This is a genomic window from Paenibacillus sp. FSL R7-0652, from assembly GCF_038595045.1.
Lineage (GTDB): Bacteria > Bacillota > Bacilli > Paenibacillales > Paenibacillaceae > Paenibacillus.
Map to the genome: position 1 here is coordinate 2,521,883 of NZ_CP152001.1, position 18,241 is coordinate 2,540,123.

The 18,241-nt window shown below is 49.9% G+C and carries 17 protein-coding genes and 1 pseudogene; 16 read left to right on the plus strand and 2 right to left on the minus strand.

The genetic code is table 11. The features are described from left to right. Nucleotides 1-10 precede the first annotated feature (10 nt). The 9 genes and pseudogenes from MKY97_RS11555 to MKY97_RS11595 all read left to right on the plus strand — a co-directional run bounded on the left by MKY97_RS11555 (nucleotide 11) and on the right by MKY97_RS11595 (nucleotide 10,338). Nucleotides 11-841 (plus strand): hypothetical protein, encoded by an 831-nt coding sequence (locus MKY97_RS11555; RefSeq protein WP_342555559.1) that lies wholly within the window; start codon nucleotides 11-13, stop codon nucleotides 839-841. Nucleotides 842-847: 6 nt separating this feature from the next. Further along, nucleotides 848-1,396 carry a WXG100 family type VII secretion target gene (locus MKY97_RS11560; protein ID WP_342555560.1) on the plus strand — a complete coding sequence of 183 codons (549 nt, stop codon included), beginning with the start codon at nucleotides 848-850 and terminating at the stop codon, nucleotides 1,394-1,396. A 184-nt stretch (nucleotides 1,397-1,580) separates the two neighbouring features. After that, nucleotides 1,581-1,856: a WXG100 family type VII secretion target gene (locus MKY97_RS11565; protein WP_342555561.1), complete on the plus strand. Its 276-nt coding sequence runs from the start codon at nucleotides 1,581-1,583 to the stop codon at nucleotides 1,854-1,856. A gap of 155 nt (nucleotides 1,857-2,011) precedes the next feature. Beyond that, nucleotides 2,012-4,066, plus strand: coding sequence for a hypothetical protein (locus tag MKY97_RS11570; RefSeq protein ID WP_342555562.1), 2,055 nt, complete (start codon nucleotides 2,012-2,014; stop codon nucleotides 4,064-4,066). 34 nt (nucleotides 4,067-4,100) lie between these two features. Beyond that, nucleotides 4,101-4,853, plus strand: coding sequence for a vWA domain-containing protein (locus tag MKY97_RS11575; protein WP_342555563.1), 753 nt, complete (start codon nucleotides 4,101-4,103; stop codon nucleotides 4,851-4,853). 10 nt (nucleotides 4,854-4,863) lie between these two features. Beyond that, entirely contained in the window at nucleotides 4,864-5,706 is an 843-nt protein-coding gene (locus MKY97_RS11580) for a hypothetical protein (RefSeq protein ID WP_342555564.1), read from the plus strand. Between the two features lie 187 nt (nucleotides 5,707-5,893). Beyond that, nucleotides 5,894-6,700, plus strand: a complete 807-nt coding sequence (locus MKY97_RS11585) for an SDR family NAD(P)-dependent oxidoreductase (RefSeq protein ID WP_342555565.1) — start codon at nucleotides 5,894-5,896, stop codon at nucleotides 6,698-6,700. Nucleotides 6,701-6,926: 226 nt separating this feature from the next. Continuing rightward, a pseudogene (hrpB, locus tag MKY97_RS11590) lies at nucleotides 6,927-9,447 on the plus strand (ATP-dependent helicase HrpB). Nucleotides 9,448-9,735: 288 nt separating this feature from the next. Further along, the gene (locus MKY97_RS11595) at nucleotides 9,736-10,338 is read left to right on the plus strand and encodes a general stress protein (RefSeq protein ID WP_342555566.1); all 603 of its coding nucleotides are present in this window, start codon (nucleotides 9,736-9,738) and stop codon (nucleotides 10,336-10,338) included. 327 nt (nucleotides 10,339-10,665) lie between these two features. Here MKY97_RS11595 and MKY97_RS11600 read toward each other — a convergent pair whose 3' ends face one another. Then, the gene (locus MKY97_RS11600) at nucleotides 10,666-11,043 is read right to left on the minus strand and encodes a DUF202 domain-containing protein (protein ID WP_342555567.1); all 378 of its coding nucleotides are present in this window, start codon (nucleotides 11,041-11,043) and stop codon (nucleotides 10,666-10,668) included. Between the two features lie 85 nt (nucleotides 11,044-11,128). Between MKY97_RS11600 and MKY97_RS11605 the strand changes: the two genes are divergently transcribed. From MKY97_RS11605 to MKY97_RS11625, 5 genes are all read left to right on the plus strand, one after another. After that, complete coding sequence (locus MKY97_RS11605) at nucleotides 11,129-12,301, plus strand: acyltransferase (protein WP_342555568.1); 1,173 nt, start codon at nucleotides 11,129-11,131, stop codon at nucleotides 12,299-12,301. Between the two features lie 228 nt (nucleotides 12,302-12,529). Further along, nucleotides 12,530-12,904, plus strand: a complete 375-nt coding sequence (locus MKY97_RS11610) for a helix-turn-helix transcriptional regulator (RefSeq protein WP_090921036.1) — start codon at nucleotides 12,530-12,532, stop codon at nucleotides 12,902-12,904. Nucleotides 12,905-12,906: 2 nt separating this feature from the next. After that, nucleotides 12,907-13,926, plus strand: coding sequence for a Gfo/Idh/MocA family oxidoreductase (locus MKY97_RS11615; RefSeq protein ID WP_342555569.1), 1,020 nt, complete (start codon nucleotides 12,907-12,909; stop codon nucleotides 13,924-13,926). 339 nt (nucleotides 13,927-14,265) lie between these two features. Then, nucleotides 14,266-15,522, plus strand: coding sequence for an MFS transporter (locus MKY97_RS11620; protein WP_342555570.1), 1,257 nt, complete (start codon nucleotides 14,266-14,268; stop codon nucleotides 15,520-15,522). An 89-nt stretch (nucleotides 15,523-15,611) separates the two neighbouring features. Then, nucleotides 15,612-16,334: a helix-turn-helix domain-containing protein gene (locus tag MKY97_RS11625; protein ID WP_342555571.1), complete on the plus strand. Its 723-nt coding sequence runs from the start codon at nucleotides 15,612-15,614 to the stop codon at nucleotides 16,332-16,334. Nucleotides 16,335-16,601: 267 nt separating this feature from the next. Here MKY97_RS11625 and MKY97_RS11630 read toward each other — a convergent pair whose 3' ends face one another. Further along, complete coding sequence (locus MKY97_RS11630) at nucleotides 16,602-17,168, minus strand: TraR/DksA C4-type zinc finger protein (protein WP_342555572.1); 567 nt, start codon at nucleotides 17,166-17,168, stop codon at nucleotides 16,602-16,604. Nucleotides 17,169-17,370: 202 nt separating this feature from the next. Here MKY97_RS11630 and MKY97_RS11635 point away from each other — a divergent pair, with 202 nt between their 5' ends. Beyond that, nucleotides 17,371-17,748 (plus strand): DivIVA domain-containing protein, encoded by a 378-nt coding sequence (locus tag MKY97_RS11635; protein WP_342555573.1) that lies wholly within the window; start codon nucleotides 17,371-17,373, stop codon nucleotides 17,746-17,748. Between the two features lie 42 nt (nucleotides 17,749-17,790). Continuing rightward, on the plus strand, nucleotides 17,791-18,240 hold the full coding sequence (locus MKY97_RS11640) for an Rrf2 family transcriptional regulator (protein ID WP_342555574.1): 450 nt from the start codon (nucleotides 17,791-17,793) through the stop codon (nucleotides 18,238-18,240). Nucleotide 18,241 lies beyond the last annotated feature (1 nt).

Below are 18,241 nucleotides of genomic sequence, written 5' to 3' on the forward strand. Positions count from 1 at the left end.
GTGGCTCATAATGTTGACGGTTCATGATTCTAAGCAAAAGGTGGTCACGCTGCAGAAAAAGGAACTATTTTTCCTTGCCGGTATTCTAGGTTCGGATCGGCTGCTCGGCGTAGAAGACCCCTTCCGTGGTTATATGGCTGAAGATATCGCTATGGAGTGGGAGTGCGTTAAGACCACATTGCTGGAAAAGGGCTACTTGATTCAGGATCAAGATACCAATGAGCTGATCATGACACCAACCGTTTTTTCCAGAGTAGCCATTGCCGGATTATCCGACAGAGCATGCTGGCTCCGCTATACGATTAGCGGCAAGTCGTATGAAAGTTATATACACTGCACGGATGAACGGGTTGTTGAAGTAACCCGCACTGCAGATGTTCCTGATTCATTCCGTTTAAGTGATCTGGGGAATGTTCGTGAAGCCATTGATATCCTGATTGAGCGGATGAAGTGGAGCGGGCATTCTCCGGTGGAAAAACCGGCACTGATGTGTTCCAAGAAAAAGTTTTATGATGTCATGAATGGACTGGAAGACTGTGAAGTACAGGCCGTGGCCGACGAGCTCTCACAGGAAACCAATGATCCTGAGGGCTCACTCGCATTAGCACGCTGCCTTGTAAGCAAACAATCGGATGGAGAGCTCAGATTACTCGTATGGGGGCAGGAAGGGTGGCAGTCACAATCGGCGGCATTTACCGCTAGTGCAGCCTCAAACTGGTTATTCCGAATGAGTACAAAGGCTTCAGATGACTGGCTTGTTGCAGCGCTGACAACAAAAGAACAGTTTCACGAAATGCTGCTGGACTGGCTTAAACAGCCTGCAGGGGAAGAGGAAAGGTGATGGTAAATGCGCATTCGTGTGGAACCGGATGTGCTTCGGGCACTGAGCAGGCAGATTCAGTATGCAGCGGAGCAAATACAGCAAAAAATGACAGTGTTGGATCAGGCGATTCATTCGCTGGATTGGGAAGTGGAGTCCCGTGCAGCGGTGATGAGCGAATGGAATCGCAGCAAACGGCTGGGTGAAGAAGCTCTTCGCCGTTTGATGGACTTAAGTGTACAGCTGGGTCGCAAGGCATTGTTATTCCAACAGGCAGATATGGAATACCGTTCCGTGCTGAGTCATGTTAATGCGGCCTATGGTAATGCGGTCAATATGCTGAATGTTCTTCAGAGCAGCCGTGGGGACGAGATTCTTCCTACACATGCGGCTGATGCAGCCGTGGTATCCGACCCCCTTTCCGCTATGGCAGCTGTTTACCGGATACAGGATACTGCTCCGCCAGGTGGTTCTCCGGCTACACTCATTCAGGCTATGCAGCCTGAACCTGTGGCTTGGAGATTCAGAGACCCCTCGTTTCGGGATAGAAGAGGAACTGAACCTGTAGTTTCATAAAAGTGCCAGTTACAGATAGTACAGCTGAACGTGAAATCATTTGTAAATAGTCTGTTAGTTGAAGTTTCAATGGCTGAAAATGGGGTAAATAGGATTAGGTCCTTCGGCTTTTGTCCGATTGATCCTTGTATAGTACAATTTGAACAAACCAAAACAATTGCACACATCAAGGAGGAATTTAACAATGGCAGGACGTATTTTAGTTACCCCAGAACAACTCGATCAGGTATCCAATCAGTTCAAGCAAAGCGGAGAGCAAAGTCAGCAAATCGTATCTACATTGACACAATCCATCACAAGCATGGAAGGGCAATGGGAAGGTATGACGAAGCAGCGTTTCTTCCAAGAGTTCCAGGAAGCAAGCAAACAAATGCAATCATTCGTTCAAACGCTGAACAGCATTAGCGTGGAACTTTCAGCAATCGCGAATAAATTCCGCACAGCAGACCAAGCTCGTTAATCTGCTTTACATAGCTCAGGACGATAGGATGTTTGGGATCGCCCTGAATATATGCGGGCAGCAAGCTGAAGATTGCACAATTACAGTAAAAACCGGGTGTATTAACACCCGGTTTTTGCTGCAACTATGACACAAAGACAGAGAGAGGGATGAGCATGTCTTTTCAACCGAATCCCGGGGATGAAGTGGTGATTAATGATACGGCCTATACAATTGGTCAGCATCCGGCTGCGCCCGGTCTTGCTTATGCCCAAGCCGGAAGGCAGGGGATTGTGTATCAATTAATACCCCGCGACGGCTCCGTTCATGGGGCAAAAGCACTAAAGGTATTCTTTCCAAAATTCCGTATCCCGGCGATGGTGTATCAATCTGAGCATATGGAGCCATATAGTGAACTTCCAGGTCTTCAGGTATGCAAGCGTGAAGTGCTCACTCCGGAAAGAAACGGAGCGCTAATTGGAGAACATCCTGATCTGTTATATGCGGTACTGATGCCATGGGTACAGGGTCTAACCTGGTTCGATGTAATCAGTGATCAAAAGCAGCTGACAGCGGAGGAAAGTCTGAAGCTGGCCAGAGCACTTGCCGGTACAGGTTCTGCAATGGAGCAGCGTGGACTGGCACATTGTGATATGTCCGCGCCCAATGTAATGATTCCGTTTTTTTCCGAAGTGCAGAACTCGGCCCAGACTTCAGCGGTTGAGCTGGTAGATGTGGAGCAGATGTACGGCTCGAAAATGGATCGGCCGGATGCACTCCTTGCCGGTTCGCCTGGATATGCTGCCCATCGAACGGTGCACAGCGGCCTGTGGAGTTCTTATGCAGATCGTTTTGCCGGGGCTGTTATTATCGCAGAGATGTTATGCTGGTCGGACCCCGTCATTGTAGAAAAAGCCTGGGGTGAAAGCTATTTTGATCAGCATGAGATGCAGACCGCGAGCGAGCGTTATTTTGCCATGCGGAGTTCTCTGGAAAAACGATGGGGTTCCAAATTATCGGATCTGTTCATCCGTGCTTGGGAAAGTCATGATCTGAGCAGCTGTCCAACCTTTGGCGAATGGTACATTGCCCTGGCCGCTGCAGATACTGGACTGGCTGAAGCCTATCTGGCTGCCCAGGCTGAACCGGAAGAGGATGCGTCAGCTTCGTCAGAATCCGAGCCGGGTGCAGTGACAGAAAGTGCCGCTGCACATGCAGACATAAAGGGAAATACGGACACAGGCAGCACATCGGGTACAAAGCAGGCCCCGGATCAGGAAGCCGTTGTGAACCGTTTGTTTTTACAGGCAAGAGCGCTTGAGGATGAAGACAAACCTGCTGCTGCACTGGAGGTCTACCGTTCTCTGTATCACTTCATTCCTAATAACAGTGCGATGCAGATGGAAGTAGAGGCGGCAATCAAGGAACTCGATGCCAAAATGAATGCCAAAACAGAAAGTACAGAGCCGGTGCCCGTTCCATTTTACCGTTCCAAAAAGTTTATGATTTCCTCGGCTGTACTTATTGTGCTGCTTGCCGGCGGCGTGCCTACAGTCAAGATTTTGGCTGATCAGGCGGAGGTTAAACAGCAGGAAGAAGCTCGCCTGGCTCAGGCTAAAGCTGCTGAGGATGCGGCAGCAGCCAAACTCAAGCAGGAAGAAGCTGAAAAGCAAAAAGCGGCAGAAGCGGCAAAGCTTAAGGCGGAGGAGAAGAAAAAACTCGCTGAAGCCAAGAAAAAGGAAGCGGAAGCAAAGAAAAAGGAAGAAGAGCGAAAAGCACTGCAGGCCAAGTATGAGAAGCAGGCAAAATATGAAGCTTTTCTGGCAAAACAGGAACAGCAGAAAAAAGAAGCAGCTCGAAAAGCGCTGCAGGCAAAATATGACCAGCAGGCAAAATATGAAGCTTACGTAGCCTGGAAGAAAGAAAATGACGCCAAGATTGCAAGAGAAAAAGCTGCGGCGGAAGCCAAACGTAAACAGGAGCTGGCGCAGAAGGAAGCTCTCAAGAAAAAGCGTGCGCAGAATGTAGTAACATTGATCGCACATTATAACAAGGCGTACAACGCACAAAAAGGAAGAAAAACGGATAATGCTCTTTCGTATGCCCGAGACTTCAAAAGTCTCTACAATACCGATGCCTCGTACTTCAAAGGCGTAGGGAAAGTGGCAGCACGTATGAGTGCAATTAACAAATTTTTGGGCAATTCAAAGTATTCTCTGCCCGATCTGTAACTTAATAATGAATAATAGAGGTGACACACTCTAGATGAACTACACAATTCAAGCATCACAGCGGACACCTGCACTTATTATTTATTTAATTGATATCAGCGCTTCCATGAATATGGTTTTGGACAATCGCCGCCGAATTGACATCGTTTATGATGCTTTATCGTTGGCGATTCGCCAGATGGTGTTTCGTTCAACGAAAGGAAATCGGCTGACGCCGCGTTACCGTATTGCCATTCTGGCATACAGTGACGATGTATATGACGTATTAAACGGAATTAAAGGAATCGATGAAATCGCTGCTGTAGGCTCGCTTCCTGATCTGACACCAAGACGTTTTTCAGATTCGGCAAAAGCGTTTTTGCAGGCCGAAAAAATTTTGCAGGCGGAAATTCCGAATATGCAGGACTGTCCTGCTCCGCTTGTATGTCATATGACCGATGGAGTAGCAACCGGAGAGGACCCGGAGCCTATAGCTAAGCGTATTATGGGCATGAGTGTGCCTGACGGCAACGTTTTGGTTGAAAATATATTTATTAGTGATCATCTGCTGGAAGGGCCGATAACAGAACCTAGACGATGGAAGGGCATCTCTCCAGAAACCAACCTGCAGGATGAGCATGGAGAGAAGCTGCGTAATATGTCATCTGTGCTGCCTGAGAGCTATCGGGAGATGTTGGTGGAGGCGGATTATTTGCTTGCACCTGGTGCGCTCATGATGCTGCCTGGCACCTGTGCAGAACTGGTATCCATCGGATTCCAGATGTCTGCCGCGACACCTGTTAGATAGGAGGGGAATCATGCGAGCGATGCGTATGGCGACATTGTCTGCCAGTGATCGGGGAGGTCATGCGAAACAGCGGCATGACAATTTTCGCTATGTAAGCGTGCAGACTGGAGAACAGCCGCTGACTCGATATCAGGGGAAATTGAAATGCAGGTACGGCTATGGGCGTGCAGCGGAATCAGTGACTCAAGGCGATGCAGGACAAGACTTCGTTGCCATTCGCATGCAGGGCAACGTATGTCATTTTGTATTGTGCGATGGAGTCGGTATGAGTTATCTGGGTGACTTTGCTGCGCGCTTTCTCGGCAGTTCCTTGCTGGAATGGCTTGAAACGACCTCAACCTTAACAGCTGAAGGTGTTGAACAATTTCTTCATGAGTTAACGGGGACTGCATCCGAACAGCTGGATAAGTTTCAGCCCTTGGATAATGCTCCCCTTTTGCTCCGCGAAGTGCTGATGGAGAAGCGAAATCGGGGCAGTCAAGCCATGTATGTATGCGGCCGCGTTGAGCTTACTTCCGGAGGACGTAAGAGCCGGATGTGGCTGGCTTGGCAGGGGGATTCCCGGATCCGGTTTTGGCGCAGCGGTCAGGAGCAGTCGGAGCGCTTTCAGCAAAATTGCAGAACCAATGAACGCTGGTCTACACGTGAAGGTCCTGTAGGCGGCAAACCGCATGTTTTTGAAATGAAAGGTTCGGCCAGTGATTCTTTTCGCCTTCAATTGTATACGGATGGACTGAATGATCTGGATGCCATAGGTACGTATATACCAGATGAGCACATACAAGTGCTGCTGGATGCCGCTCATACAGGGGGGCTTGAGGATGATGCCGCTTTCATTGAGCTGGAATGGTAAAATCGGACCATTGGAGAAAAATGTCCATTCCGTTGGGCCTTCGTCCAGAATGGTCCAGAAAATGAAAAAAGTTGCGGGTGTTGATTTAAAAGCCGCTCGTTTTGGGTAATCTTGTGAAGAATTGATTGAACTTCAAGTTGGATCGAATCTTCCTACATAATTTCCAAATCGAAGGAGTGAATGGGCGATGACACAACACAGCAGCAAACCACAGTTTCAAGGCAAGGTGGCCATCATTACAGGAGCAGGTTCCGGAATCGGTAAAGCGACTGCCCTCAAGCTGGCGAACGAAGGAGCGCATGTTGCGCTGTTTGATCTGGTAAATGATCGAATTTCACAAACGGAAGCGGAGATTAATGCGAAACATGAAGGGGCTGCCCGAGCATTCGATGTAGATATATCCGATCCTGCAAGGGTAGAGAAGGCTGTACTGGAAACGGTGGAATTGTTCGGTGGACTGGATATCGTGTTTGCCAATGCGGGCATTAACGGAGTGTCTGCGCCGATTGAGGAAATCCAGGTGCAGGACTGGCAGCAGATTATAACAACGAACCTTGACGGTACGTTTTTTACAGTGAAGTATGCACTGCCGCATCTGAAAAAGCGCGGTGGAGGCAGTATCATCATTACCAGCTCCATTAATGGTAATCAGCGCTTCTCCAGTTTCGGTATGTCGGCATATAGTACATCGAAAGCCGGACAGGTTGCTTTTGCCAAGATGGCCGCTCTGGAGCTGGCGAAGTTCAAGATTAGAGTCAACGTGATCTGTCCGGGTGCGATTGCAACCAATATTGATCAAAGCACGATCAAGACCGACGATCTTCAGGACATTATCATTCCGATGGAATTCCCGGAAGGTCAGCAGCCGCTTGCGGACGGACCTGGACAACCGGAACATGTTGCCGACCTCGTCAGCTTCCTCGCTTCTGGAGCATCGCGACACATTACCGGTGCAGAAATCGTTATTGATGGTGCAGAGTCTCTATTGAGCTGATCTGAAATGAAAGACAGCAGCAGACCGTATAAGACAGAACTCGATAAAGGTTTGACGCGTGCATGAAGATGAACCGCGCTCAATTAAAAAACTATGGATGCCGTATAGTCGTTCCTTCGGGACGGCTTTTTTTGTTATAATGCTAACGTTCGAATACAGAATCTAGGGGTTTCATGGATATCTGCTGGAGAAAGAATGCGGAAGTCTTTGTTATAGGAGCGATGATATGTACAATGATTTACCGATAAAAGCGATGATTCCGGAAATACGGCAGTTGTTTCGCGATCAGGATGCAGGTATCCTGATTGCTGAGCCGGGAGCCGGTAAGACAACGGTTGTACCGCTGGCGATGCTGGAGGAGCCGTGGCTTGATGGGAAAAAGATTATTATGCTGGAGCCGCGCAGACTTGCAGCCCGTTCCGCAGCATCGAGAATGGCTGCATCATTGGGAGAAAAAGCAGGAGAGACGATCGGATACCGGGTCCGGATGGATACCCGGGTAAGTCCGGCTACACGCATTGAAGTGGTCACCGAGGGTGTGCTGACCCGGATGCTGCAGCAGGACCAGGGACTTGAAGATACAGCCATGATTATCTTTGATGAATTCCATGAACGTCATCTGCATGGTGATCTGGGGCTGGCACTGGCATTGGAATCCAGGGAGATGCTGCGTCCGGATTTGAAGCTTCTTGTCATGTCAGCTACGCTGGACGCGGCTCCGGTCTCTGCGCTGCTCGGTGAAAATACACGCGTCGTGAACTGTGCCGGGCGCACATTTCCGGTGGAGACCCGATATGTACCTAAACCTGCCGCGGCCGAACTGGAGAGCTGGACTGCCCGTACGATCATTCGTGCTTTGGATGAGGAACAGGGAGATATTCTGGTGTTTCTTCCCGGGGCGCGAGAGATTCACCGCACTGAACGAGAGCTGATACAGTCCATACTTCCTGAAAAGGTGAATATACATACGCTGTACGGAAGCATGCCCGCAGAGAAGCAGGATGAAGCGATTCGTCCAGCTGCCGATGGCTGGCGCAAGGTCGTGCTGTCCACTTCCATTGCGGAGTCGAGTCTGACCCTTCCGGGTGTGAAAGTTGTAGTGGATGCCGGGCTGAGCCGGGCGTCGTCTTTCTCGCCAAGGACGGGCATGAGCCGGCTGGTTACGCTGCCGGTATCTAAGGCGTCCGCTGATCAGCGGCGAGGACGTGCAGGGCGGCTGGCCCCGGGTGTGTGTTACCGGCTGTGGAGCGAGGAAGCTCACGGGGCGCTGCCTGAAACAGCGCGTCCGGAGATCATCTCCGCGGACCTCGCGCCGCTGGCGCTGGAGCTTGCCGCCTGGGGTGTCCAGTCCCCTGCCGAGCTGCGCTGGCTGGACATCCCGCCTGATGCGGCTTACGCTCAGGCACAGGCGCTGCTGCGCCAGCTGGGCGGCCTGGATGACGCAGGCCGCATTACGCCCTTTGGGCCGCGGATGAACACGCTTGGCGTTCATCCGCGGCTGGCCAGCATGCTGCTCCGCGCGGCGGAGCTTGGGCTGGCCAGCTTCGCCAGCACGCTGGCGGCACTGCTGCAGGAGCCTGCAGGCCTCCGCGGCAGCAGTGCAGGTGCTGGCGGCGCGGGCACGGATCTCCGCCCGCGCGTAGATGCGCTGGCCGCAGGCGGCGGCCGCCAGGCCGCCAGCGGCAGGCGCAGACGGCGCTGCCGTGCGGCGCATGCTGCAGGAGAGCCGCCAGCTGCGCTCGGCGCTCGGCAGCCCGGCGCCCGATCCGGTGCAGCCGGATGAGGACAGCTGCGGCATGCTGCTGGCCTTTGCTTATCCGGATCGGATCGGGCAGCGCCGGGAGGATGGACGCTATCTGCTGAGCAGCGGCCGGGGTGTTCGGCTCGCGGCGGCAGAGTCGCTGAGCCGTTCCGCTTATCTGGTCGCAGCCGAGGCAGACGACCAGGGCGCTGACGCGCGAATCCTGCTGGCTGCGCCGCTGCGGGAGGAAACGCTGCTGCGTGCCGCGCAGCATCTGCTGCACGAAGAGGTGCAGGTCGCCTGGGACCGCACGACCAAAAGTGTGCGGGCACACAAGCGGCAGCGAATCGGAGCGCTGGTGCTTAAGGAAAGTACGATTGCGCAGCCGCCGGAAGATCAGGTGCGGGAAGCCCTTCTATCAGGAATACGAATGGAAGGGCTGGACAGCCTGCCTTGGACCAAATCTTCCCGGCAGCTTGCGGACCGCATGCGTTTTCTGCATCTGCACCTGCCTGAATGGCCTGATCTGATTGAGGATCATCTCACAGATGAACTGGCTGAACGGCTTGAACCCTATCTGACGGGCATGCGTTCGGCAGCAGACTTGAAAAAGCTGTCGATGCAGGATGTGCTCTTGGGCGGAATCAGCTGGATGCAGCGCCAGCAGCTGGACGAGGAGGCACCCACTCATATTCAGGTTCCAAGTGGTTCTCGCATTCCGGTGGATTACAGTCATCCAGAGACCCCCGTCCTGGCTGTTCGTTTACAGGAAATGTTTGGACAGCAGGAGACTCCGCGCATTGGCGGTGGGCGCGTTCCGGTCACGCTGCATCTATTATCGCCGGCGCACCGGCCTGTTCAGGTCACGCGGGATTTGGCCAATTTCTGGCGAGAGACATATTTCGAGGTGAAAAAAGATCTGAAAGGACGTTATCCGAAGCATTACTGGCCGGATAACCCCCTTGAAGCTGCAGCAACCCATCGGGCAAAACCGCGGAATAGCTGAACAAGCAGTCGCGTCCTGTACAGCTTCGGGTGTTCTGCTTCATGATAAGGGAGGTGCTTTCGTATTCTCCATTTGGAAGAATAGGAACAGCTCATCTTCCCGTATCAGAATGCTCTGTCTTGTCCATTTTGTTTATTCCGTTTCCAGCCTCGGGCTGCTCGTTCTTTTGACCCAAATTAGCATTACTGCATATGATTATCGGCTGATTATCGCCCCCCGACCGTTTGAAAGAAGCGTTCACGGGTAATAACATAGCGAACCACTCAAAACCATGAGGAGGTATTCACTATGAAGAAAAAAATCGTTGGTGTGTTTAATACAGAGCGTGAGGCATCACAGGCTATTGAGAGTTTGAAAGCGGAAGGATTCTCATCAGATGAAATATCCGTCGTTACTCAGGATCGGGATGAACTGAAAGCCATTCGTGAAGAGACGGGTACGAAAGCACCGGAAGGTGTAGCAGCAGGAGCCGCCACTGGCGGTGTACTTGGCGGGGTAGCGGGATTACTTGCGGGGATCGGTGCGCTGGCAATTCCGGGAATCGGTCCGATTCTGGCTGCAGGACCTATTGCCGCAGCGTTTACAGGAGCGGCCGTAGGTGCAGGAGCCGGCGGACTGGTAGGCGGACTTGTTGGACTGGGTATTCCTGAAGAGGATGCCAGACAGTATGAGGAATATGTGCAGAACGGCAAAATTCTGCTGCTCGTGGATTCGACCGATCGGGACAGCGCCGTATATGATGTGTTTAACCTGAACAGTCAGGCTTATTCCAGTCGGGAAGCAGTACACGGTGAAGATGTGAATGCTGCACGTCCGGATCTGGATATGGAAGAACGCAGAATGGAAGCCCAGACCAAAGCCGCCCGGTTCGGTAACAATACTTTCTTGTAAATGTGATCCATATACCCTCGAACCAAAAACAGAACGAGCCGATCCGATATATCGAACTGCTTTTCAAACATGCAGATCGCAAAATCAGCACATGGAGGAAAGTAAGACAGGATTGGTTAGGTCTTGGTTCAGGGTTGAATGATAGGTGTTAAGTGATAGGGTGTTGGAGTACTTGTTATGTAATTGATTGCTTGTAATGCATCATATTCGATAGGATGGACTTTAACCGGTCTCCGCAGAGGAGGCCGGTTTTTGCCCATAACATAAAGTCTAACCATTTTAATAGCGGATTGCCGGATGATCCTGAAGGCTTCGTTTGTTCCCCTGTCAGGCAGGGAATAACAATACATACAACAGCACGGCAAGTGCAAGCCCAATGACGAGCAGCATCAGACTGATAAACGTAATAAGTCCGGTGGTCGCCTGAAAGGTCTGCTCATTAATCTGTGAGCGTTTTCGGTGATAAGCCGCGGCTGAAAACAGAATGATAGAGATACCGCCGAGCAGAGAGGTTATTCCGGTAATGATTGCAGCAAGGTGAGCAATACGATCATATGCGGAGGAATTAAAACCGAATCCGGCAGCTAGAAAACCGATTCCTGCCATGGCAATACCTGTACGCACCCATGCGAGAAACGTGCGTTCGTTCGCCAGATGCTGCTGGACATATTTGGATTCGGGGATACGGGATGCTTTGTCGGACATGAGTATAGTGCACCTCCAATCGAAGTTTGTAAAAGGGTTTGTTTTCATAGTGCAGAGATGAATAAAGAAAGGAAGGCTGGTCCATTTGCCTCGCAAAGAACGAATTATCGAAATTGAAACCCTTAGGGGAATCGCGTTTGCAGCCGTAGTGCTGCAGCATTCCATCGCTCATTATTCATTGGTCCCGCAGGCTGGACTTCAGGATGGTGTAGTGCTGGCCATATTGCTGATGCTTGCCAAGTTTGCCGTACCGCTGTTTATATTTATAACCGGGATGGTCCTGTTCTACAACACAGGAGAATCATTTCATTACGGATCGTTTATGCGTAAAAGAGTGATGGACGTAATCGTACCCTATGTGGTGTGGTCACTCCTCTATTTTATGCTTACCCCGCAGAACTGGACGGGTTTCGGCTGGCAGCAGATTCCTGACCTGGGATTGAAGCTGATTACGGGGAAAATGGCTTCGCATTTCTGGTATATCATTATGCTGATTCAGTTCTACTTGTTTTTCCCGTTGTTTCTGCGCGTCGTTCGTTACGTCTTTCATCGTTACCAAGCGAAGGGACAGATGATTGCACTGCTGCTTTCAGGCGGGTTATTCCTTATTCTGGCCAATCAGCTTAGAAGCATTGCTGCCTGGATGGAACGGCTTCAAATCCCGGTGCTGACGGATGCCTTTACAACCTATGCAGACCGCAATTTTATCTATTTCTTTTTTTATTTTGTACTTGGTGCAGCAGCAGGACTGTCCGTCCAGCGCTGGAAGGAATGGGTTGTTCGTTTGCACTGGATATACTGGCTGGTGTTTATGACACTGGGTCTGCGGTTTATTTATCTATTAATGCTGGAATTTCAGAAACCGGAAGGCATTCAGATCCGTTTTTATACGGTCAGCCTGATTCGGCCCGATATGATCCTCTTCCTGGTTGCCTCCATCATGGTGATGTATCAGTTAGCCAGCAAGCTCCAGCATTCTTCGGCACTTTACTGGCTGGGTTGGATCGGCGGGATGTCGTATGGAGGCTATCTGATGCATATGCTGGTGCTCCGTTACAGTTACATTCCAGATGAATGGTTTTACGCGGCATGGGGCTGGAATCCGGTCGTGCGTATGATTGTCACCTGGATCACTGCACTTCTGGTGTCGTGTGTACTGACCTGGCTGATCTCTCGTCTAAAATGGGGGAAATGGATTGTAGGCGCAGTGCCCAAGCACACTCAAGCCAGTAAAGTCATTAAGCCAGCATCCAACTAGTAGAGTCACTAATGCTGCTGCACTTTAAGAGTGAATATATCATCATATGAAAAATTCACAATAGTTTAAAATATTAATTTTCTTCCTTCATTCTGCTTCCAACCATCGCTAATCCTGCTTGCCCTCCTGCGAGCATGTTATAAAGGAGGGATCAGGAGCAAGATGGCAGAACCCGAACATAAGTTTTATAATGAGAAGTAGACAGGTTCTGACAGGAGGGGAACGAGCATGGCTTTTATGATTGCACAGCGGGCATTTATCAAGGTTTATCTTATAACGATGGTTGAGCAGCACAGAGGCTATGGCTACGAGATGCTGGAGGCGATGAAGCAGGAATTCAAAGATTACGGTTACGTGCCGCCGCAAAGCGAAGTATACCGGGCTTTACACGAGCTGGTTCAGCAGGGTATTTTTTATCGAACGAAAAAATTAAAGGGCAATGATCCGAAGGTGGACTTTCAGGAGATTGTTCTCTATCACTTCACGGATGACGGTGCGGCCAAAGCCGAATTATACAAGAAGCAGGTGAAAGCCGATCTGGATCGCTGTCTTGGCATTTTACACAAGGCGGAAGCGGATAATTACGGGACGAAAGGAAGATGAGCATGAACAGACCTCTGCAGTGGGGTGTACTGGGAACGTCGACGATTGCCAAAAATGCGATTATTCCTGCGATTCAGCAGTCCGAACGTGGTGAAGTGCTGGCGATTGCCAGCCGCTCAAAGGAGAAGGCGGAAGCACTGGCTGAGGAGATGAATATTGCCAGATCATATGGCAGTTACGAGGAACTTATCGGTGACCCGGATATCCAGGCTGTTTATATTCCTTTACCAAACCATCTGCACAGGGAATGGACGATTAAAGCAGCCGAAGCGGGAAAGCATGTGTTATGTGAAAAGCCCGCTGCATTAAATGCCAAGGAATCCGCCGAGATGATCGAGGTTTGTGAGCGTCATCGTGTACTGTTTGCCGAAGCGATTATGTATCGATATCATCCGAAGCACAGACGTGTGCAGGAAATTATCGAGAGCGGCGAGATAGGTACGGTCAGAGCGATCCATGGCAACTTTACGTGTAATACCGCAGATGACAGAGAAAATGTGAGGTTTAAAAAAGATATGGGCGGTGGTTCCATTTTTGACCTCGGTGTATATCCGATCTCTGCTGCCAGGATGTATCTGGGGCAGGAGCCGGAGGCCGTTACCGTACATGCCCTATTCTCGGAGGAACATGATGGCGTCGATATGATGGCATCGGGGTTAATCGAGTTTCCCAATTCGGTAGCCCTTACCTTCGACTGCGGCATGTGGGCTTCCGGAAGGGCCGAGATGGAGATTCTCGGAACCGAAGGGCGAATTGAGTTGCCCAAAGTGTTCGGTTGGGAGAACAGTGACATACCGCCGCAGATCATCATTCATACGGATTCTGTCAGCCGGGAAGAACGGGTATCTGTTTCCAATTCGTATGTTCTTCAGGTAGAAACATTTGCAGCGGCTGCTCTTGAGGGAGAAACCCTACCCTTCAGTCCCGACAATACCATCTTGAACATGCGCGTTATTGATGCTTGTCTCGAATCTGCCCGCACCCGGCAGCGCGTGCTGGTAGACCGCAGTCCGATTGAATAACGGCTAAAACGGCAGTGGTGCAGCATGGAACCGAAGTTATCCAATTATTACTTATAAAGACTCCATCGATGTTGATGAGAGTCTTTTTTGGTATGTTCAGGTCAGCAAAGCAGCCTCTGGAGGGCCTATCCAGATTATTTCATGAAGGCACAGGGGAGACAAGGCCCGAACAGGACATTTTTCTGAAAAGTCGATCATTGAGCACTACCTCAATATGATAGAACCCATTACAGGATCTCAACGATAAAAATATTTTCACGTATGTATTGATTTTTCCAAGATCCACGTTAAAATAATATTAACATTAAAAATATTTTAACGTTAAGGAGTCGAGAAATCATGAGTGAAGGTGCTGTGGCAGGGAAACAAGGGCTTGTTGAGTTAGTTCGAATCAGGCCTTATATGCAGTTTATGTTAAGCAAGATGGTATCCCGATTCGGGGATTCGATGGATTCAATTGCGTACAGCTGGATGGTATACATCCTGACGGGTTCGAAGGTTTTAATGGGCACACTGCTGGCCGTTAATTTTCTGCCGAATATTGTTTTTGGCCTGTTTGCCGGTACATTGGTTGATCGGTTATCCCCGAAAAAAGTGATTGTAATGACCAACACCGGACGCGGCGTTATCGTGGGGATCACTGCCCTTTTATTCGCCCTTGATCAGCTGGAAGTTTGGCATTTGTTCGTATTCACGATCTTGAACTCCCTGCTGGAATGCTTCACATCACCTGCAGAGGTATCCAGTGTTCCCAGGCTGCTGCCTCAGTCCATGCTGCTCTCCGGTAACGCAATGACCTCTTCAGCGACTCGATTGGCCGAACTGGCGGGGTTGGCTGCGGCAGGTGCTTTAATTGCAACCGTGGGTATCGCGTGGACCATCTGGATTGACGCCGCGTTGTTTGCACTGAGCGCAATCTTTATGAGCCGGGTGGACTATCCAGAATGGATGTCACCGCAAGCAGTGTCATCTGGCGCTAGGAGTCTGATCTCCGAGATGGCGGAAGCTTTTCATTTTCTGCGTAAACATACTTTGTTACTGGTTTCTTCTGTACTCTTTGCCTGGGTTAACTTCTGCCTGATGCCATTTAACGTGCTGCGTACACCTTACGTGATGGAAACATTGCAAGCAGGAGCTTGGGGTTTAAGTCTGCTTAGTGGGCTTTTAGTGGGAGGAATCGTGCTTGGGGGTCTGTGGATGTCACAACAAGGGACACGTTATCGTAAAAGCGTGCTGATCATCACCGGCATTGTCATGCTTGGCTGCAGCTATGCAATGACCGCACTTCCGGCTTATATGACGTCATTCCAAGTCCCGGCCGCTGGTTTGTTCTGTCTGCTTATTGGGATTGGCATACCGCTTGCGACTACTCCGCTGGTATCATACCTGATGGAGGTTACCCCTTCGCATATGCTGGGGAGAGTATCTGCGCTGCAGAGTATGCTGGTATTAAGTGTTTCGCCGCTTGGCAGCTTCCTATCGGGGATGTTTGCAGACTGGTTATCGATGCCGATCCTGTTTATTGTTTTTGGTGTACTGCTTGGATTGTCAGCGGTTTTACTGCTTGCCAGCAGAAGTTTTCGTCAGGAGATGTGAGTGTATGCAGTTTTGACCGCAGTCCTGTCTGAACGGTATAATATAAGGAACGAAGGGCAGGCAGGTCTCCCGGAAATGAGGAACCCAGTATGCAGCAGCATAAAGTGCTTTCAACGATTGAAGAGATTAAAATTTATTCTGATCCGTACCGGATACAGATTATGAATATGTTTCACCGTCAGGGCAGACCCTCTACCGTTAAAGAAATTGCGGATCTCATGGGGGAGGTGCCGGCGAAGGTGCATTACCATGTGAAAAAGCTGGAGAAAATCGGCCTTCTAAGCATAGTATCCACACGTGAGATCAACGGCATTATTGCCAAATATTACGAACCCTTCGCAGGTGAAATTCACCTGCGTCACAAGGATGAAGAGAATGGGAATTCACCGCTGAAGCAGGTGTTTCGTTCAGAGACATTAAAACTGCTGAATGAAATGTTTGAGCAGAGCCGTCAGCGCTTTATGAATCATGCAGAGCAGGATGATGAGGAAAAGCGTTTTATCTCCGATTTGAGGCTGTACGCCACAGCAGAGGAGGTAGAAGAGCTGTATCAGCGTATTGTGGAGCTCTGCAAACCTTATCTAACGAAAGACGGACAGAAGTCCGATCAGCAGGTGTTTCAGCTGTTCACGGCACTGTCCAAAGAGGTACAGGCTGAATCGCGAGCTGCAGCCGGGACAATAAAAAACAAAAAGGTCGAGCAGAAGAATCCATCTGCTTCCGAGATCCGCGAAACACCGAAAACACCGAAAATATCAAGTACAGCCAAGACATCGGATACAGTCAAGACCTCTAAACGTTCTGTGAAATAAAATAGAGTATGAAGCTGCTGGACGGACGAATGTACAGTAAGAGATATCATTTCATTTTCCAGTAATAAAAGTACAATAAGGCAGCATCCTGTGACATGAGAAAAAGCCGCCAATGGCGGCTTTTGTTGTTAGATCACGAATGGACTATGTCCATCAGGCCGAATGCCCAAGTTTACCCGACTGTTGAATGAGCAGGCAGTTCGGAGCGCCTGAACTGCTTGGCAGCTGGAGCAGCCGAATAACTTACACAGTCAGTCATCTGCTGCTCTACATATTTTCGTCGTAATCTTGTACATCACGTTTGGCCGCCATGGCAGGCGAGTTGGACGTACCATATTCTTCGACTGCTTCCCAGGCCTCGGCATCGTCGAACTTGCCAGCATTGCGCTGTCTCACTTCTCCTGCGCCAGTTGGCGGCATCGTCATGACCTCTTCTTCGACAGGGCGGTCACTGCTTACGTCCCGGTTTGGTGTATCGTCGATACAGTAGGCTGTGTAAGGAATAGCCTGCAGTCGTTCAAAAGGAATCTCTTTACCGCATGTGATGCAGGTTCCATATGTACCCTCTTCCATGCGTTCGAGGGCATCATTAACCTGATTGAATTCATCGGTTAATGTATCGTCGATTGCGAGATCACGGCTTCTCTCAAATGTCTCTGTTCCTGCGTCTGCCGGGTGATTATCATAAGAGGAAAGCTCCCCTGTGGAATCTTTTAACGACTCTGCTGGTGCACCGTCTTCCATGCTGGATTCGAAATGACGCTGTAGATCCTCACGCTGTTCCAGCAGCGCCTGCTCTAATTCTTTGCGTTGATCTTCGGTTAATGTACTCATAGGGGCATGCTCCTTTCCCGCTTGAGGGGTTTGTAGTGTTCTCTTACCCGAAAAGGAAGCGAAGCAATCATTTTGCACGGGAACGGGCTGTTTCGTTTTATATCTGATGAATTATGTGTTATAAAAAAATAGAGAGAGAATTGCCGTGTGTTCTCTTCGAATGAAAAGAACCGCTGCTCGGCTATAATGGAGGGTTGTCAAGATGGATGAACATATGAAACGAAGATTGGACAAACAGAGACAATTGTTCAAACAACTGGGTGTACAGCTGGATGCTCTATCAATTCATGAGAAACAGTTCAATTATAAACTTCGTGGTTATGACCCGGACGAGGTAGACGCGTACCTTGATCTGGTAATTAAGGATTACGAGCGATTTTATGCCAATATTGCAGATTTAATGGACAAATGGCAGGAACAGCAACTGACCATTCGCGATCTGAAGAATTCGGTCAAACCTGTCGATGATCCGACCAAGATTGATCGCAAACAACTGGATGACATCGTGAAGCAGCTGGAATATACCGTACGGCAGCTCAAAGCCAGAGCACGTCCTGAAAAGGATCTGTTTACAGAATAACGATGGTACATTCGGGATTATATTAAATAAAGGTGGTTAACCATGAGTACTCATTTTTCGGTCAGTGTGCATTGTTTGTTGTTATTGTCTCTCAGCGCGCCTGAACGAATCACGTCTGCTGAAATTGCAGGCAGCGTAAATACCAATCCTGTCGTAGTCAGACGTATACTGGGAGGACTAAAAAAGGCGGGGCTGGTCAATTCTTCACCAGGCACAAGAGGGTTTTATCTGGCGAAACCATCCAGTGAAATCACACTGGATATGGTCTATCAGGCAGCCAAAGATGAAGGCCCTTTGTTTCCGATTCATGGCAACTGCAATCCCAATTGTGAGGTTGGCATCCAGATGGACGGACTGCTGACCAATCTATATCAGATTGCGGAGTCCAAAGTGGAGCAGTTTTTTGCATCAATTACACTTGAAGATATGGAACGTTCCTGCTCGCAGCAGATGGAGGCAGCACAGTTAGAGGCGGAGCAAAAGCCAAATTAAG

Coding starts and splice junctions, on each gene's coding strand:
- MKY97_RS11555 (WP_342555559.1), top strand. CDS start 11: ATGTTGACGGTTCATGATTCTAAGCAAAAGGTGGTCACGCTGCAGAAA.
- MKY97_RS11560 (WP_342555560.1), top strand. CDS start 848: ATGCGCATTCGTGTGGAACCGGATGTGCTTCGGGCACTGAGCAGGCAG.
- MKY97_RS11565 (WP_342555561.1), top strand. CDS start 1,581: ATGGCAGGACGTATTTTAGTTACCCCAGAACAACTCGATCAGGTATCC.
- MKY97_RS11570 (WP_342555562.1), top strand. CDS start 2,012: ATGTCTTTTCAACCGAATCCCGGGGATGAAGTGGTGATTAATGATACG.
- MKY97_RS11575 (WP_342555563.1), top strand. CDS start 4,101: ATGAACTACACAATTCAAGCATCACAGCGGACACCTGCACTTATTATT.
- MKY97_RS11580 (WP_342555564.1), top strand. CDS start 4,864: ATGCGAGCGATGCGTATGGCGACATTGTCTGCCAGTGATCGGGGAGGT.
- MKY97_RS11585 (WP_342555565.1), top strand. CDS start 5,894: ATGACACAACACAGCAGCAAACCACAGTTTCAAGGCAAGGTGGCCATC.
- MKY97_RS11595 (WP_342555566.1), top strand. CDS start 9,736: ATGAAGAAAAAAATCGTTGGTGTGTTTAATACAGAGCGTGAGGCATCA.
- MKY97_RS11600 (WP_342555567.1), bottom strand. CDS start 11,043: ATGTCCGACAAAGCATCCCGTATCCCCGAATCCAAATATGTCCAGCAG.
- MKY97_RS11610 (WP_090921036.1), top strand. CDS start 12,530: ATGGCTTTTATGATTGCACAGCGGGCATTTATCAAGGTTTATCTTATA.
- MKY97_RS11615 (WP_342555569.1), top strand. CDS start 12,907: ATGAACAGACCTCTGCAGTGGGGTGTACTGGGAACGTCGACGATTGCC.
- MKY97_RS11620 (WP_342555570.1), top strand. CDS start 14,266: ATGAGTGAAGGTGCTGTGGCAGGGAAACAAGGGCTTGTTGAGTTAGTT.
- MKY97_RS11625 (WP_342555571.1), top strand. CDS start 15,612: ATGCAGCAGCATAAAGTGCTTTCAACGATTGAAGAGATTAAAATTTAT.
- MKY97_RS11630 (WP_342555572.1), bottom strand. CDS start 17,168: ATGAGTACATTAACCGAAGATCAACGCAAAGAATTAGAGCAGGCGCTG.
- MKY97_RS11635 (WP_342555573.1), top strand. CDS start 17,371: ATGGATGAACATATGAAACGAAGATTGGACAAACAGAGACAATTGTTC.
- MKY97_RS11640 (WP_342555574.1), top strand. CDS start 17,791: ATGAGTACTCATTTTTCGGTCAGTGTGCATTGTTTGTTGTTATTGTCT.